The sequence below is a fragment of the [Flexibacter] sp. ATCC 35103 genome (assembly GCF_001975985.1).
Taxonomy (GTDB): domain Bacteria; phylum Bacteroidota; class Bacteroidia; order Flavobacteriales; family Flavobacteriaceae; genus Flavobacterium.
The window spans coordinates 144,901-160,973 of sequence record NZ_MTQF01000007.1; the positions used below are offsets into that span (position 1 = coordinate 144,901).

16 protein-coding genes are annotated in these 16,073 nt (G+C 29.3%); all 16 read left to right on the top strand.

Annotated elements, in window-relative coordinates:
* The first annotated feature begins 41 nt into the window (after window positions 1-41).
* Entirely contained in the window at window positions 42-1,103 is a 1,062-nt protein-coding gene (locus BXU01_RS15840) for an EpsG family protein (RefSeq protein ID WP_083694092.1), read from the top strand.
* A gap of 120 nt (window positions 1,104-1,223) precedes the next feature.
* On the top strand, window positions 1,224-2,189 hold the full coding sequence (locus tag BXU01_RS15845) for a glycosyltransferase family 4 protein (RefSeq protein ID WP_083694093.1): 966 nt from the start codon (window positions 1,224-1,226) through the stop codon (window positions 2,187-2,189).
* Window positions 2,186-2,611 carry a WxcM-like domain-containing protein gene (locus BXU01_RS15850; protein ID WP_083694094.1) on the top strand — a complete coding sequence of 142 codons (426 nt, stop codon included), beginning with the start codon at window positions 2,186-2,188 and terminating at the stop codon, window positions 2,609-2,611. Before BXU01_RS15845 ends, BXU01_RS15850 begins: the two co-directional genes overlap by 4 nt.
* The gene (locus tag BXU01_RS15855) at window positions 2,604-3,743 is read left to right on the top strand and encodes a DegT/DnrJ/EryC1/StrS aminotransferase family protein (RefSeq protein ID WP_083694095.1); all 1,140 of its coding nucleotides are present in this window, start codon (window positions 2,604-2,606) and stop codon (window positions 3,741-3,743) included. Before BXU01_RS15850 ends, BXU01_RS15855 begins: the two co-directional genes overlap by 8 nt.
* 30 nt (window positions 3,744-3,773) lie before the next feature.
* Window positions 3,774-4,322 (top strand): dTDP-4-dehydrorhamnose 3,5-epimerase, encoded by a 549-nt coding sequence (gene rfbC / locus BXU01_RS15860; RefSeq protein ID WP_083694096.1) that lies wholly within the window; start codon window positions 3,774-3,776, stop codon window positions 4,320-4,322.
* Window positions 4,322-5,167 (top strand): dTDP-4-dehydrorhamnose reductase, encoded by an 846-nt coding sequence (gene rfbD / locus BXU01_RS15865; RefSeq protein ID WP_083694097.1) that lies wholly within the window; start codon window positions 4,322-4,324, stop codon window positions 5,165-5,167. The genes rfbC and rfbD overlap by 1 nt, the downstream gene beginning before the upstream one ends.
* A 57-nt stretch (window positions 5,168-5,224) precedes the next feature.
* Window positions 5,225-6,109 carry a glucose-1-phosphate thymidylyltransferase RfbA gene (gene rfbA / locus BXU01_RS15870; protein ID WP_083694098.1) on the top strand — a complete coding sequence of 295 codons (885 nt, stop codon included), beginning with the start codon at window positions 5,225-5,227 and terminating at the stop codon, window positions 6,107-6,109.
* Window positions 6,110-6,193: 84 nt separating this feature from the next.
* Window positions 6,194-8,161, top strand: coding sequence for a nucleoside-diphosphate sugar epimerase/dehydratase (locus tag BXU01_RS15875; RefSeq protein WP_083694099.1), 1,968 nt, complete (start codon window positions 6,194-6,196; stop codon window positions 8,159-8,161).
* Between the two features lie 163 nt (window positions 8,162-8,324).
* Complete coding sequence (locus BXU01_RS15880; protein ID WP_083694100.1) at window positions 8,325-9,191, top strand: ABC transporter permease; 867 nt, start codon at window positions 8,325-8,327, stop codon at window positions 9,189-9,191.
* A 42-nt stretch (window positions 9,192-9,233) separates the two neighbouring features.
* A complete protein-coding gene (locus BXU01_RS15885) occupies window positions 9,234-10,517 on the top strand; it encodes an ABC transporter ATP-binding protein (protein ID WP_083694101.1) in 1,284 nt (427 codons plus the stop codon).
* Between the two features lie 3 nt (window positions 10,518-10,520).
* On the top strand, window positions 10,521-11,474 hold the full coding sequence (locus tag BXU01_RS15890; protein WP_083694102.1) for a glycosyltransferase family 10 domain-containing protein: 954 nt from the start codon (window positions 10,521-10,523) through the stop codon (window positions 11,472-11,474).
* Window positions 11,471-12,070, top strand: a complete 600-nt coding sequence (locus tag BXU01_RS15895; RefSeq protein ID WP_083694103.1) for a CatB-related O-acetyltransferase — start codon at window positions 11,471-11,473, stop codon at window positions 12,068-12,070. The genes BXU01_RS15890 and BXU01_RS15895 overlap by 4 nt, the downstream gene beginning before the upstream one ends.
* Window positions 12,060-12,989: a GDP-L-fucose synthase gene (locus BXU01_RS15900; RefSeq protein ID WP_083694104.1), complete on the top strand. Its 930-nt coding sequence runs from the start codon at window positions 12,060-12,062 to the stop codon at window positions 12,987-12,989. The genes BXU01_RS15895 and BXU01_RS15900 overlap by 11 nt, the downstream gene beginning before the upstream one ends.
* The gene (locus tag BXU01_RS15905; RefSeq protein ID WP_083694105.1) at window positions 12,986-14,080 is read left to right on the top strand and encodes an acyltransferase; all 1,095 of its coding nucleotides are present in this window, start codon (window positions 12,986-12,988) and stop codon (window positions 14,078-14,080) included. The genes BXU01_RS15900 and BXU01_RS15905 overlap by 4 nt, the downstream gene beginning before the upstream one ends.
* On the top strand, window positions 14,077-15,252 hold the full coding sequence (locus tag BXU01_RS15910; RefSeq protein WP_255373782.1) for a DegT/DnrJ/EryC1/StrS aminotransferase family protein: 1,176 nt from the start codon (window positions 14,077-14,079) through the stop codon (window positions 15,250-15,252). The genes BXU01_RS15905 and BXU01_RS15910 overlap by 4 nt, the downstream gene beginning before the upstream one ends.
* On the top strand, window positions 15,252-16,073 hold the full coding sequence (locus BXU01_RS15915; protein WP_083694106.1) for an alpha-1,2-fucosyltransferase: 822 nt from the start codon (window positions 15,252-15,254) through the stop codon (window positions 16,071-16,073). The genes BXU01_RS15910 and BXU01_RS15915 overlap by 1 nt, the downstream gene beginning before the upstream one ends.

Consider the following 16,073-nt stretch of genomic DNA (forward strand, 5'->3'; position numbering starts at 1 on the left):
ATACAGTATGACATGAGAAATAAATAAAATAAATAGTAAATATGATTTTTTACGCTTTACTATTATTAATAATGTTATCCCTGTTTTTTATAAGCTATAAATATCCACGTTTGGATAAAGCTTGTAGCTTAGCGATTTTAGCGATTTTAGTTTTAGTTGGAGGATTAAGGGACAGAATAGGGTGGGATTATAATAGTTATACTAATTGGTACCTTAAGGGAACCAGAGATGACAGTGTTGAATTTGGTTTTTTGTTTATTATGAAAATCTTTCGGTATTTACATCTCGATTATAAGCTTCTCTTTTTTACTTTTTCATTTTTTACCTATTTGTTTGCCTATCTGGCAATCAAAAAATATACTAAAAAAAGGAGTCTTCCTTTGCTGCTTTATTTTCTGATTCCAGTTTTATTCTTGTATTCTTTTACATATATAAGGCAATACTTGTCTGTTACATTAGCATTTTATGCTTTCACTTTTTTAGTAGATAAAAAATACATTACATATGTTTTTTTGATGATAATGGGGATTTCTTTGCATTATAGTTGTTTGATACCTTTTATTATTTTTTTTCTAATTTATAGGTATGAAGATTCGATAAAAAACTATCATTTATATATTCTGATAGTGATTTCATTCATTATATCACAAATAGGAGTGATTTATTGGTTGAGTTTGTTACTTCAAGACTCTCATTATTTGTATTATGTTTCAAGTGAAGCGATTCCAGTTCCTTTGCTGAAGTTATTAATAATGAATGTAATGGGGTTTTTAGTAATTAAATATTTTGATAAAGAAGGTTTTCAAAATGATTATCAAAGATATTTATTGTTGTTTTATGTTTGCTCTATCTTTTTTTTAAATATATTTTCAGAATCCAGAGAATTAACACGAGTCTATATCTATTTCAGAATATTTGAAATAATTTTAGTGGCTGATATTATTCGTTATAGCATACGTAACAGGAAATTTCTACTCATAGGTTTTATATTATGCTTTTACATATTACCTTATTTTAGAGCTATAAAAATTGATAGTGAAAGTACTTTAAAAGATGAATTTAAATTTATTCCTTATAAGTCCTTATTATTTAAAATCTCATAATAATGTTTTAGGCGTTAAAATTTTTTTACTTACTGATAGAAAAATTATAAAAGTGATAGACGAATTAAAGAAGTAAAAAGATAATAATTTTAAATATTAATAAAAGTTTTATAAATAACAATGCAATACACAATACTGGGAATTCTTTTAATGATTTTGATGTTACTTTATTTTAGAGTTGCCAATCATTTTAATATCATTGACAAACCAAACGAAAGAAGCTCTCATACTGAAATTACGTTAAGAGGTGGCGGAATTATTTTTTGGTTTTCTGCCTTAATATATTTCATACAACATGTTGAAAGTAATTACTTTTTCTTTACCGGAATTACATTAGTAAGTTTAGTCAGTTTCTGGGATGATATTCAAAGTTTATCCAATAAAATTAGAATCTCAGTTCATTTTTTAGCTATTACATTAATTTTCTACGATCTGGAAATTTTTGATTTAATGCCTGTATACGCAATTATCATTACTTACATTCTGGCTATAGGATTAATTAACGCTTATAACTTTATGGATGGTATCAACGGAATAACCGGTTTATACACTCTTGCAGTTATGGGCTCATTATTATACGTTAATAAAAATATTCAGTTTTTTATTGATGCTGTTTTTATAAAGTATGCAATGATTGCCAGTTTGGTTTTTCTGTTTTTTAATTATAGAAAAAAAGCAAAATGCTTTGCTGGTGATATTGGTAGTATTGCAATTGCGTTTTGGGTTATTTATTTAATTTTGAAACTTATTCTGGTAACGAATTCAGTTATATGGCTTTTGTTTTTGGCTGTTTATGGAGTAGATGCTATTTGCACGATAATCCACCGCTTGTACTTAAGACAGAATATTTTTCAGGCACATCGTTTGCATTTATATCAGGTTTTAAGTAACGAATGTAAAATTCAACATAGATTAGTGTCATTATATTATGCTATTACACAAATACTGGTTTCTGTCTTAGTAGTTGTTCTATATCAAAAAGTGCAGGATTTATTATTATTTATTATTATAATTGTCCCTTTGCTTTTAATCTATACTTTGAAATTTTATTTATTAAAAAATAAGAATTTAAAACCAAATAAATGATTCCTGAAATAATTCAAGGTGGAAATTTTTCAGATCATCGCGGAACTATTTCGTTTGTAAATGATTTTAGTTTTAAGGATATTGAAAGATTCTACATCATTAGTAATTCTGATGAAAATCCAATTCGTGCATGGCAAGGGCATAAATTAGATGCCAAAAATTTTTATTGTTTAAATGGATCTTTTAAAATTCATTTTGTTAAAATAGATAATTGGGAAAATCCATCAAAAGATTTAATTGTTGAAACTATAATTGTTTCTGCCAGCGATAGTAAAATAGTTCATATACCTTCAGGTTATGCGAATGCTATAGAATCTTTAGAAAAAGATTCGAAACTAATTTCATTTTCTACTTTACCATTATCAAATGTTAGTGATGACGATGTTCGCTTTGTGGCAGATTATTGGAAAATAAATGGATAAAAACAAAATCTATTTATCTCTTTCTCAACAAAGTGGTTTCGAAAAAGAATATATTCAGAAAGCTTTAGAAACAAATTGGATAACTTCTGGTGGACCATATGTTGATGAATTTGAGGAAATTTTAGAGAACTATCTTAAAGATGGATCATTTACAACTGCTTTAAATTCGGGAACCTCAGCAATTCATTTGGCTTTAATTTTATTAGGGGTAAAATCAGGAGATGAGGTTATTTGCCAAAGCTTGACTTTTTCAGCTTCGGCTAATCCTATTTTATATCAAAATGCTATTCCCGTTTTTATTGATAGCGAATTGGAAACATGGAATATTTGTCCGGAAAGCCTTGAAATAGCGATTAAAGACAGAATTAAAAAAGGAAAAAAGCCTAAAGCAATTATTACAGTACATTTGTATGGTAGCCCTTATAAAATTGATGAAATACATGCTATTGCTGATAGATATGGGATTCCAATTATAGAGGACAGTGCAGAAGCTCTTGGGAGTTCATATAAAGGTAAAAAATGTGGTACTTTTGGCTCATTTGGAATTCTTTCATTCAATGGAAATAAAATAATTACCACTTCTAGTGGAGGTGCATTGATTTCGAGTTCTATTGATTTCAAAGAAAAAGCAATTTTTTATGCTAATCAGTCTAAAGATGACGCTGCTCATTATCAGCATAGTGATATTGGTTATAATTATAGAATGAGTAATATCTGCGCCGGAATAGGTCTCGGTCAGATTAAAATTTTAGATAAAAATGTAATTGCTCGAAGAGAAAATCATTCTTTTTACAAAGAAATATTTAAAGAATTAGAAAGCGTAAAGCTTTTCGAAGTTTTAAATGAAGATTATTATTCTAATTATTGGTTAAGCACTATTTTAATTGAACCAAATAAAGAAAAAGGTATAGACGCAGAAAATTTAAGAATAGCATTTGAAAATCAAAATATTGAAACACGTCCACTATGGAAACCAATGCACCTGCAACCAATCTTTGAAAAATATCCTTATTATGGAAATAAAATCGCTGAAGATTTATTTGAAAAAGGATTATGTTTGCCATCAGGTTCAAGCCTAACAATTGAAGATAAAAATAGAATTAAAGAGGTAATAGAATCCTTTTTTAATTAAAATAAAAATAAAGAAGAATTATATTTTAATATGAAAATCGAAGAAACATTTATAAAAGATTTAGTAGTTGTAGAACCAACCGTTTTTGGGGATGAAAGAGGCTATTTTTTTGAATCATACAGTAAAACTAAATTCGAAGATTTAGGAATTGATATAAATTTCGTCCAGGACAATCAATCGTTTTCTAAAAAAGGAACTTTAAGAGGTTTGCATTACCAAAATCCACCTTTTGCACAAACAAAATTAGTTCGTGTTTTAGAGGGCGAAATTATTGATGTTGCTGTAGATTTAAGAAAAGATTCTCCTACTTACGGAAAATCTTTTAGTGTTTTATTGTCAGCCGAAAATAAAAAGCAATTGTTAGTTCCACAAGGTTTTGCTCATGGATTTTCAGTTATTAGTGAAACTGCATCAGTAATGTATAAATGTGATCAGTTTTATAATAAAGCTTCTGAAGGAGGAATTAAGTTTGATGATCCTTCACTAAATATTGATTGGGGAATGAATTTAGAAGAGGCAATTGTCTCTGAGAAAGACCAGATTCTTCCTTTTATTGACAATTGTAATAGTTTATTTTAATGGAAAGAATTCTTGTAACAGGAGCAAACGGACAGTTGGGATCTGAACTGGCTGTTCTGGCATCAAATTATCCGGAATATGAATGGATTTTTGCTGACAGAACTAAGATTACTTTAGATCATTTAGAAATTCTTCAAGGTCAATTAGAAAGTATTCAACCAAATATAATCTTTAATTGTGGAGCTTATACAGCAGTTGATAAAGCCGAAACAGAAAAAGAATTGGCTTTTGCAGTAAATCATCTGGCAGTAGAATTAATTGCAAAATATACGTTGAGCAATAATATTCGATTAATTCATATTTCTACAGATTATGTTTTTGACGGATCATCTTCAATCGCTTTAAATGAAGAGGAAGAAACAAATCCTATAAACGTTTATGGGGCTAGTAAAAGAGCTGGTGAAATTGCTTGTTTAAAAGAAAACCTAAATTCAATTATTATACGAACTTCTTGGGTCTATAGTACATTTGGGAATAATTTCGTGAAAACCATGCAACGCTTAATGCAAGAAAGAGAAAGTATTAACGTGGTTAATGATCAAATAGGTTCTCCTACATATGCAGCTGATTTAGCTCAGGCAATGATTGCTATTCTAAAATCGGCTGAATGGATTCCAGGTATCTACAATTATTCAAATGAGGGTGAAATAAGTTGGTACGAGTTTGCGTTGAGTATAAAAGAATTGGGAGGATATAATTGTAATGTTGGCGGGATACCTTCAGCATCATACCCAACTCCCGCAAAGCGTCCGGAATTTTCATTATTAGATAAGAAAAAAATAAAAACTTTTTATAATTTGGATATTCCCAATTATAAAGAGAGTTTGAAAAAAATGTTTAAATAATAAAATATATTGATTTTAGTTTCGATAAGAACAATCTAAAATCTTAAATGAAAATTTATGAAAGGAATTATTTTGGCCGGAGGATCTGGTACCCGTTTACATCCATTAACTCTTGCGATGAGCAAGCAAATGATGCCGGTTTATGATAAACCAATGATTTATTATCCACTGTCAACTTTAATGATGTCTGGTATAAACGAAATATTGATTATATCAACACCACATGATTTACCAAATTTTAAAAAATTATTAGGAGATGGTTCCAGTTTAGGCTGTAATTTCAGTTATGCTGAACAAGCAATTCCTAATGGATTAGCACAGGCATTTGTTATTGGTGAAGAATTTATTGGTAATGATGATGTAGCTTTAATATTAGGAGATAATATATTTTTTGGGTCCAATATGCAAGAGCTTTTAAAATCAAACACAAAACCAAAAGGTGGAGTAGTTTTTGCGTATCATGTTTCAGATCCTGAACGATACGGAGTTGTTGAGTTTGATGAAAATTATAAAGCGATTTCTATAGAAGAAAAACCAATTGAGCCTAAATCTAGTTATGCCGTTCCAGGTTTATATTTTTATGATAATTCTGTTGTTGAAATTGCCAAAAATATAAAACCAAGTGCTCGCGGTGAATATGAAATTACAGATGTCAATAAAGTTTATCTTGAAAAAGAATCCTTAAAAGTTGGAATTTTAAGCAGAGGTACAGCATGGTTGGATACAGGAACTTTTAATAGTTTAATGCAAGCAGGACAATTTGTTCAGGTGCTTGAAGAAAGACAAGGATTAAAAGTAGGTTGTATTGAAGAAATTGCCTGGAGACAAGGATTTATAAATGACTCTCAGCTTGAAGAACTTGCTTTACCATTAGTTAAATCCGGTTACGGGACTTATTTAATAGAATTTTTAAAACAAAAGAAAAAAGGTGTTAAAATCTAATTTACACTAAGAAATAATTTTTTAAAACCTTTAATTTGTACTTTTGTAACTTATGTGTAGTTTACAAAATCAAACTAAACCAAATTGGATACAGATAAACAAACTAAAATAGTCTCTTTTTTGCATAATTTCTTCTCTCCAAGGAATCTAAGAAGCAGTATTAATAATCTTAGCTATTTGCCTAGATGGATTATTATTGCTATAGATGTAATGGTTTTGATTTTTTCATTTACTTTTACGTATATGCTTTTTGAAGGAACGGCATTAGGATATATAATTACCTCACATCAATTTTATTTTGTTTCGAGTCTAATTACCATAAATGTGTTTTTCTTTTGGCTTTTTAGAACTTATTCCGGTATTATTCGCCACTCTTCTTATATTGATGCTATAAAACTGCTGTTTTCTCAAATGTCGGTTTTAGTGTTTTTCTTATTTTTTAATTTAGTATTTGAATTATATACAGGACATAAAGCATTCTTAAACACAGCACTTTTTATCAATTTAGTCTTGTCATTTTGTGGTTTGTTTTTATATCGTGTGATAGTGAAACAAACTTTCGAATTATATTTTTCAGAAAAAACCAATTCTAAATTAATTAGAACAGTAATTTATGGAACTGATGCTAATGCGATTTCGGTGGCTAATGCATTAAAATTTGAGACTCCTTCGAGATTTAAAATTGTTGGATTTGTAGATAAAAATAATCAAAATGCATCTAAACGAATGTTAGATTTGCCAATTTTGATTTTAAGAAAAAAATTACCCGCTTTAATGCGTTCTGTAGCTGCAGAAGGTGTAATTATTGCTGATAAAAGTTTATCTAAAGAAGAACAATTAATTATAGTAGACCAATGTTTGGAATTCAATTACAGAGTATATACTGTACCATTGATTTCAGACTGGGAAAATCAAAAAGAGATATCTCAAAAAGTAAAGAATATTCAGATTGAAGATTTATTAGAAAGAAAACCGATAGTTCTGGACAGTAAATCAATTTCAAAACAACTAAAAGATAAAACGATTCTTATTACAGGAGCGGCAGGATCAATTGGTAGTGAGATAGTAAGACAAGTATTAGGCTTTAATCCTAAAATGGTCATTATTTTAGATCATGCCGAAACACCACTTCATAATCTTTGTCTCGAAACTTTAACCTTAGGTTCTGAAACAAAAATTGTAGCTGTAATTGCTGACGTAAGAAGTAAAAAAGCATTAGATAAAGTTTTTAAAAATTACAATCCTCATGTTGTTTTTCATGCGGCAGCTTACAAACATGTTCCTTTAATGGAGGAAAATCCTTCGCAAGCTATACAAACAAATATTAAGGGAACTAAAAATCTTGCTGATTTATCCTGCAAGTACCATGTTAAGAAATTTGTTATGGTATCAACAGATAAAGCTGTAAACCCAAGCAATGTTATGGGAGCCAGTAAGAGAATAGCAGAAAAATATGTTCAGTCTTTATTTTTAAAAAATCAGAGAGAAAATGTTGATGGTGCTACCAAATTTATTACAACTCGCTTTGGAAATGTGTTAGGATCAAACGGATCAGTAGTTCCTTTATTTACAAAACAAATTGCAGAAGGTGGACCAGTTACCATAACGCATCAGGATATTATTCGTTATTTTATGACTATCCCTGAAGCTTGCCAACTGGTATTAGAAGCCGGAGCAATGGGTAACGGAGGTGAAATTTACATATTTGACATGGGCAAACCAGTTAAGATAATAGATTTGGCAAAAAAAATGATCAAACTTGCAGGCTTTATTCCTGATAAAGAGATCAAGATAAAAATTGTTGGACTACGACCTGGAGAAAAATTATATGAAGAATTATTAAATGATACCTCTAAAACGTTACCAACATATCATAATAAAATAATGATCGCTCAGGAAATACAAGATGAATATGAAAATTTACATATCGAAATTGATGAGCTAATAGGTATCGCTGATTTTTATGACAATGATGATATTGTAACTAAAATGAAAAAAATTGTTCCGGAATTTAAAAGCATGAATTCAGCTTTCGAAATTTTAGACAAGTAGTTTTCTTACGATAAATCGAATTTTATTCTAAATAATATTAAAAAGGTGTTTTTTTCAAAAACGCCTTTTTGCTTTAGTGATAATTTATACATGAATAAAAATCTTGTTAATTCGATGAAAAATGCAAGAATAGAACCATTACAATTTAATTGTAAAATATAAAATGAACGACAACAATACCCCCAATGATTGGTTGTTTGAGATAACACCTAAAAATAAATTCTTCTCATTGAATTTAAAGGAAGTCTGGCAATATAGAGATTTGCTGTTTCTTTTTGTAAAGCGGGATGTAATAACAGTTTACAAACAAACTGTTTTAGGACCGCTGTGGTATCTTATCCAGCCTTTATTTACCTCAGTAACATTTACAATAATATTCAATAATGTTGCAGGTATTGATACCGGAACTGTTCCGCCATTCTTATTTAATCTGGCAGGAATAACAGTGTGGAGTTATTTTACAGCTTGTTTAACCGGTACATCAGATACTTTTAAGGTCAATGCAGCAATTTTTGGTAAAGTATATTTTCCCAGAATTATAACACCCTTATCTGTTGTAATTTCTAACTTAATAAAATTCGGAATTCAATTCTTGATTTTTATTGCCTTTTATCTTTTTTATTATTTTACCGGAAGTAATCTGACAATTAATAATACGTTGATCTTATTCCCCATTTTAATTGCATTCATGGGAATTTTAGGATTAGGATTAGGGATGCTTATCTCTTCTTTGGTCACAAAATATAGAGATTTTACGTATTTGGTTAGTTTTGGAATACAGTTATTGATGTACTTATCAGCAGTAATGTATCCAATGGAATTGATTAAGAAAAAATTGCCGGAATTTGGCTGGCTTGTAGAATATAATCCGCTTGCATATATTATTGAAACAGCCCGTTATATGCTTCTTGATATTGGAGAAATTTCACTTTTAGGACTAATCTATACCTTGACTATAACTATACTGGTATTTTTTATAGGCCTTTTGTTTTTTAATAAAACTGAAAAGAGTTTTATAGACACTGTTTAGATGCAATAGTTGGGAGTTAATAAAATATAATTACAATTGAAATTGGAAAAGGATATTATACTAAAAGCCGAAAACATCTCTAAGCAATATCGTTTAGGACAAGTAGGAACTGGAACTTTAAGCCATGATTTAAATCGTTGGTGGCATCAAATACGTGGTAAAGAAAATCCTTATTTAAAGATTGGTGATACAAATGATCGCTCGACAAAAGGTGATTCAGATTATGTTTGGGCTTTACAAGATATTAATTTTGAAGTACAGAGAGGAGAGGTTCTGGGCATTATTGGTAAAAATGGAGCCGGAAAATCAACACTTTTAAAAATACTTTCAAAAGTAACAGCGCCAACTACAGGAAGTATAAAATCTCGTGGTCGAATTGCTTCGCTCCTTGAAGTAGGTACAGGATTTAATGGAGAAATGACCGGTCGTGAGAATGTTTTTTTGAATGGCGCTATTTTAGGCATGACCAAAAAAGAAATAACATCAAAACTCGATGAAATTATAGAGTTTTCTGGTTGCGAAAGATATATTGATACTCCTGTAAAAAGATATAGTTCAGGAATGACAGTTCGGTTAGCTTTTGCAGTAGCCGCTTTTTTAGAACCTGAAATTTTGGTTGTAGATGAGGTCTTAGCAGTTGGAGATGCAGAGTTTCAGAAAAAAGCTATCGGAAAAATGCAGGATATCTCTAAAGGGCAGGGGAGAACTGTTTTATTTGTGAGCCATAATATGGCAGCAGTAAAGAGTTTGTGCACCAGAGGAATTGTGCTGGAAAATGGCAAAATTAAATTTACAGGTAATATTGATGAGTCATTAGATGTTTATTCAGATAATGCGAATTCTACAGAACATAGTGTTGTTTTTGATTCAGATACAAAGCGACTAGGTACTGGAAATATGCAATTTATTTCGGCAGAGATCAGTGACCAGTTCGAGAAATTAAAATACGAGTTTTCTATTGGTGATGATTTAAATATTAAATTCAAATTAAAAAATAACACCAACGAAGCAAAATCTGAAGTTGGAATTCAAATAAAATCTTCTGATGAAATGCCCATATTTCACATTATGGGAAGAGATTCAAATTTTGAATTAAATCATCTAACAGAGCAGGAAGAGTACATCGTAACTATAAAAGATGTAAGACTTTTCCCGGGTATATATACGATAAGTTTAACCAGTAATACTACAACAGGACATCAAATATTTGACAGTATTGAAAATGCATTGTCTTTTCAAATTATGGACGGAGGTAAATATACAATAAGAAATTTACCAAGAGCAGCAGGTCTTTTCTTTTTAAATCCAGAATGGAAAAAATTGTAAGCAATGAAAATCGTTAAACTAACATTTAATTATGATTGGCCTCTTTTTAGACAAACTTCAAATTTCTCACAGATTTGGGGAGATTACAAATTCGTTATTGACGATAATCTAAAAGAGTGTGATTTTTGGATTGTATATACCGATTATAAAATAGAAACAGAAACTGTAAAATGCAATCCTGAAAATGTTATTTTTATTCCTGGAGAGTGTTATAATACAAGTTCTAAGTTTACTCAGAAATTCTTAGATCAATTTGGTACAATCATCACGGTACAAAGAGAATTAAAACATAAAAATATTATTTATTCTCATAATGCAAATCCTTGGTTTATTGGGAAATCATTTGATGAGTTGAGTTCTCTGCAAACTCCGGATAAAACAAAATTAATTTCGGTTGTTTCCTCTAATAAAGCCTTTACCGAAGGACATAGGAAAAGAGTTAATTTTGTTGAAAAATTGAAAGAACATTTTGGAGATCAGTTAGATGTTTACGGAAGAGGAATAATTGATTTTGAGGATAAATGGGATGTTTTAGCGAATTATAAGTATTCAATAGCAATAGAAAATGATTATTGTGACGATTGGGTTACAGAAAAATTCTTTGACTGCTTATATACTCATACATTACCATTTTATTATGGATGTCCTAATTTAGAAAAGATAGTCAATAAAGAATCTTTTATTAGAATTAACATAGATGATTTTGAATCAAGTGTGAAAATAATTGAGAACGCAATCGAACAAAGTGAATTTGAAAAAAGATTAGAACTACTCAGGAAAGAATCATTTGAAAGTCTTCATAGAGATAACTTTTTTCCTTTTTTGGTCAAAATATTAGACAAGAAAAGCATTCGTTCAAAAAAGGAATTTGTAAAAATAAGATCTGAATTTGAAATAAATAAGAAGAATGCTTTGGTTCAATTTTTAAGCAAAATAAAAAGAGTTTTAGTAAGATGAGAAAAATATTAAAACGGATTTATAGAACTATTAATCTCAGATTAGCTAAAAGAGAGAATTTGTTGGTAAACCCAAATCATGGTAAATTTCGCAATGTCGAAATTATGTCTTCGGTAATATTAAGTGGTGAGAATAAAATTGGAGAATATACTTATATTGGATTTAATAGTATAATAACCAAATCAAAAATTGGAAGATATTGCTCTATAGCGGGTAATGTGAGTATTGGTATAGGAGAGCACAAAATAAACAGAGTTTCGACAAATAGCATCTTTTATAAAAATGCTTGGGATACACTAACTGAAAAGGAATGTGTGATTGGAAACGATGTCTGGATCGGTACCAATTCAGTGATACGAAGGGGTGTTACTATAGGGGATGGTGCAGTAATTGGTGCAAATTCATTTGTAAACAAAGATGTAAAACCCTTTGAAGTTGTAGCAGGATCTCCTGCAAAATTTATTAAAATGAGATTCACGGATTTAATAATACAGAGTATTCAGGAATCTGATTGGTGGTCTAAAGATTTAAATGAAGCCAGAACGATAATAGAAAAATTAGAGCTAACAGGATTATTTGAACAGGATGATAAATAAAGACGCTAAAATATATATTACAGGTCATACAGGGATGCTGGGTTCTATAACTTTAAATTTTTTTAAAGAAAACGGTTATTCTAATATTATAACAACAACACACAAAACTTTAGATTTAATTAATCAGCAAGAAGTTGATGATTTTTTTAATAAAGAAAGACCTGAATATGTAATTCATATTGCAGCAAAGGTTGGAGGTATTAAAGCTAATATTGATAATCCTGCAATTTTCTTGTATGATAATTTAATGATGCAGTCTAATGTTATAAATTCGGCACATAAATACAATGTGAAAAAGTTTGTATTTATTGCAAGCTCTTGCATTTATCCTGCAGTTTCGCCACAACCAATGAAAGAAGAATATCTTCTAGACGGGAAACTGGAACCAACAAACGAAGGATATGCAATTGCAAAAATTGCAGGAATTAAATTATTAGAAACTTACCATAAACAATATGGGTTTAATGGAATTACTTTAATTCCGAGTAACTTATATGGCTCTAATGATACCTTTGATCTAAATCATGCTCATGTTTTATCATCATTAGTAAAAAGATTTACAGACGCTAAAAACGATAATGCTTCATCAATCACGTTATGGGGAACAGGAATTGCAAGAAGAGAATTTTTGCATGTTGAGGATTTTTCTAAAGCCATTTTATATTTCTTCGAAAATTATAATTCTCCTGATTGTATTAATGTAGGTCCCGGAACAGATATTAGTATAAAAGAATTAGCCGAGTTAATTTCTTCTAAGGTTGAATATTCCGGAGAGATCTTGTGGGATGATACCAAACCAAACGGAATGCTTAAAAAATGTATGGATGTGTCTAATATGATAAAAGAAGGATTTAAGCCTTCTAAATTATTAGAAACAGGTATAGAAGAGGTAATAGAAAGTTATAAGAAATTGAAATGATTACTAATGCGCTAAAATTAAACCCTAATACTAATAAATATTCTTTCATTGAAGGATTAAGAGGTTTTGCTATTTTATTGGTGTTTGGTGTTCATTTTTTCGGAAAATTTCAAAAGAAAGATTACTTTCTAAGTCAGGATTCTGCTTTTAAGCCAATTATTAAGTTTTTACATTCAGGTCATATTGGGGTAGATTGCTTTTTTTTAATTAGTTCATTTTTAATCTACAAATCTTTAACTAATCATAATAATAAAATATCTTTTATACAATTTATGTACAAAAGATATTCTCGATTATTACCTGTGATTATTTTTATTTTAATTATTCCCTTTATGATTTATAAAGGATTTAATATAAAGATCATTTTAGACAATATTTTTTTTTTAAATATTTTTAATTCAAGTTCAAGTATTGTTATAGTCACATGGTCATTGGTTTACGAAATATATTTTTATATTTTAGCAGGTATATTATATATTATACTTCCAAATAAAATTACCACAAGTATTCTGTTTCTATTGTTAATATTTATATCAATTCTCTTAATTCATTTTTTTATTGAGCAGCATATACTAGAAGAGCCAGTTAGATTTTTAGGTTTCTTTTTTGGTATTGCTTTAGCAAAATATCATACAAAAATCAATCAATCTAAGATTTTATTAAAATACAAAGAGTTGATTGTTATTCTGGGTTTTTTTATCATATTTTTTCAAATGTATGGTTGGCAGAACCTTAATTGGGTAACATCTATTGCAACAAGTAAACTTTATAGCGCAATATTTTATATAACAGTTCAAATAGGTTTTTTTCTGATAATTCTGGGTAATCTAATAAAAGGAAACAGACTGGAATTTTTGCTCGTTAATAGCTTTATGCAATTGTTAGGAATGGTTAGTTACTCTTTTTATATTATTCATTGTTTTATAATAACAAAACTAAATCTTACTGCCAAATTGATAATGTATCTAAATATACCTAGTTTTATATCGATGCTTTTAGAATATATAATATCATTTTCTTTTGCCGTTTTAGTGTCAATTTATATTTATGAATACTTAGAAAAACCATATTTTAATAAAATTAAAAAATGAAAATACCCTTAATGCGAAAAGCATTTCTTAAAGAAGAACAGACTAAAAAAGCTTTGGCTGATTTTATTCTTACTGCAGACAGATTAAGTATGGATATTGAGTGTAAAAAATTTGAAGATAAATTTGCTCAGTATCAAAAGTCTAAACACGCTGTATTGTTTAATAGTGGTGGCAGCGCAAACTTAGCGATGCTGCAGGCATTAAAAAATTTAGGAAAATTAAAAGATGGTGATAAAGTAGCTTTTTCAGCATTAACCTGGTCAACTAATACAATGCCAATTATTCAGTTAGGTATGGTTCCTGTTGCACTCGATTGTGAACCTGATACATTGAATACAATGTCGTATCATCTTTTAGAAAGATTGAAAACAACAGATTTGCAAGCTTTATTTATAACCAATATTCTTGGTTTTACAGGAGATATAAATACTATAAAACAAATTTGTAACGATAGGAATATTATTTTAATAGAAGATAATTGTGAATCATTAGGAACCGAATTACCAGAGGGAACTACCGGTAATTTTGGAATTGGAGGAAGCTTTTCTTTTTTTGTAGCACATCATATGTCAACTATAGAAGGAGGAATGGTTTGCACAAGTGATGATGATTTTGCCGAAATGCTTAGAATTGTAAGAGCCAACGGATGGGATAGAAACCTTACTGCTGAACAACAGGAAAAATGGAGAGGAAAATTCGATATTCAGTCAGAATTTCAGGCTAAATATACGTTCTATGATTTAGGATATAATTTTAGGCCTACTGAAATCACCGGTTTTCTAGGACAATATCAAATGCAGTTTTTAGAAGAAAACATTAGTAAAAGAGAACAAAATTATTTGCGAATAGAAAATATTATAAAAGACAATCCGGATTTTGTTTATCTAAAACACAATCATATAAACAGATTGTCTACGTTCGCTTTTCCATTTGTTTGCAAAACGCCGGAATTACGAAAACATTATCTGGATAAATTTACTCAGGCCGGAGTAGAAATCAGACCCATGATTGCCGGAAATATGCAAGAGCAGCCCTTTTATAAAAAATATGTAAAAGACCTTTATGATATGCCAGGTGCAGATATGATGCATGCAAATGGTTTTTATTGCGGAAATTATCCTGAGCTTCTAGAAGAAGACTTATTAGTTATTGAGAATTTATTAAAAAAATAATGATTGTAGTTCAGTTAATTGGAGGTTTAGGGAATCAGTTGTTTCAATATGCAGCAGCTAAAGCTTTTGCTTTAGAAACAGAACAGAAACTTTATATAGATGTCTCACAATTTGAAAGTTATAAATTGCACAACTACGCATTAAATCACTTTAATATTATTTCTAATGTCTATAACAAACCAAACAGATATTTTAAAAAAATAAAAAGTTTTTATCAAAAAAATACTTCCTATAAAGAAGTTGATTTTGGTTATAACCAGGATCTTTTTAATTTAAAAGGAGATACTATATTTTTAGATGGTTATTTTCAGTCAGAAAAATATTTTAAAAAATACGAAAAAGAAATTCGGGAAGATTTTGAAATACGTACACCATTAAAAAAGATTACTACAGATACAATTGCAAAAATTGAAACTGTAAATTCTGTTTCAATACATATTCGACGAGGAGATTATTTAAACAATCCTTTACACAATACAAGTAAAGAAGAATACTATAAGAAAGCTTTAGAAATAATAGAAGAAAAGATAACCAACCCTGTTTTTTTTGTTTTTTCTGATGATATAAATTGGGTTAAATCAAATTTCTCAACAAATCATGAAACAGTATTTATTGACTTTAATGATGCTTCAACGAATTTCGAAGATTTAAAATTAATGGCTTCCTGTAAACATAATGTTATAGCAAATAGTAGTTTTAGCTGGTGGGGTGCATGGCTCAATAAAAATCAGAATAAAATTGTAATTGCTCCAAAACTTTGGTTTAATGACAATTCTATAAATATTAATGATATAATACCAACAAGTTGGCTTAAAATATAA